This window comes from Deinococcus multiflagellatus (genome assembly GCF_020166415.1).
Lineage (GTDB): Bacteria > Deinococcota > Deinococci > Deinococcales > Deinococcaceae > Deinococcus > Deinococcus multiflagellatus.
The window spans coordinates 1-1,133 of record NZ_JAIQXV010000063.1; the positions used below are offsets into that span (position 1 = coordinate 1).

At 61.6% G+C, this 1,133-nt stretch carries 1 protein-coding gene; it reads right to left on the bottom strand.

What is annotated here, in order from left to right; translation table 11 throughout:
- Window positions 1–2: 2 nt before the first annotated feature.
- Window positions 3–980 carry an IS4 family transposase gene (locus K7W41_RS23305; protein ID WP_224612930.1) on the bottom strand — a complete coding sequence of 326 codons (978 nt, stop codon included), beginning with the start codon at window positions 978–980 and terminating at the stop codon, window positions 3–5.
- Between the last annotated feature and the right edge of the window lie 153 nt (window positions 981–1,133).

Here is a 1,133-nt window from a genome sequence, read left to right on the forward strand (position 1 = left end):
CCTCAGTACCCGACAGTTTCTGGGGCGTTCGTGTGGGACGGCATCAACAGGTCAATCAAGTCCCACAGGCGTGCTGATTCGCGGCCAAACGACCGAACCAGTTCCTGCAAGCCCATCTTCACGACACTCCATGCCCGGCGACCATGGGCCTTCCTCGGACAGTCCAGTGTGACCCCGACCCGCACACACCACGTGTAGGTCAGCGTCAACAGGCACAGCAGACGTTCCACGTGATCGTGGAGCGTCATGTGCGTTCCCTCCAGTTGGAAGCCCTTGCTTTTGAGGGCCCGGAAGAGACACTCGATCAAGAACCTCCGGCGATATCGTGTCTGGATCGTCGTTACTGCCCCGGCATTGCTGGCAATGATCAGGGCCTCGCCCTCTCGCGTGTACGTCAGGACCACGTTCATCGGTTGCCCGTAGACCACGGTGTCCTCGACCAGCAGACCGGCTGTGCCGGTCTGCACGCGACTCAGCCAATCCTGCGCGGTCCAGTCATCCATGAGTGTGTCGCGCCGCAACCGCACGCAGAGGGGAATCCCACGGTGGGCGAGTCCCTGAATCCAGTCGTAGCCGACGAATTCACGGTCCGCATACAGAACCCGGATCTCCGCTGCAGAGAGCAGGCACAGGGCATCATCCATGAGGGTGTGCCGGATCTCTGTATGGCTGCCGCCCCCATGGGGCAGCAGCTCGTAGAGGAGGGGGATCGCGACGCCCCGCCAGATGACTGCCAGCAGCAGGACGTTCACGTCCGTCTGCCCGTACTTCCAGTTCGTTCGGTCGAGGATGAATTCGCGTGGCTGCGTAGCGGGAAGGAGCGTCAGGACCACCCGGGCGACGTCGGCTGGGTGGATGGGATGCCGATTAAAGAAGCGTTCCACACGCCGAATGACAGAAGCGGTGCGCGCGCTTCCGGGGAAGCGCGCCGCGAGTTCAGCATGCCGGACGTCCTTGCCCTTCAGGAGCGCAAGGACCATCAGGGAAAGCAACTCAATTTGGTTCTTGCGAAACTCTGGAAAGTGCGCGGTGAAGCAGCGCGTCAGTTTGGCCAGGACGTCAGGAGACGCGCTCTGTTCTCGCGTACCAGTCGCGGTTTTTCAACCCCCTAGAGAAACTGTCGGGTACTGAGC

Bases quoted from the DNA above. Each gene is read 5' to 3' on its own strand.
- K7W41_RS23305 (WP_224612930.1), bottom strand. From the start codon at position 980: ATGGTCCTTGCGCTCCTGAAGGGCAAGGACGTCCGGCATGCTGAACTC.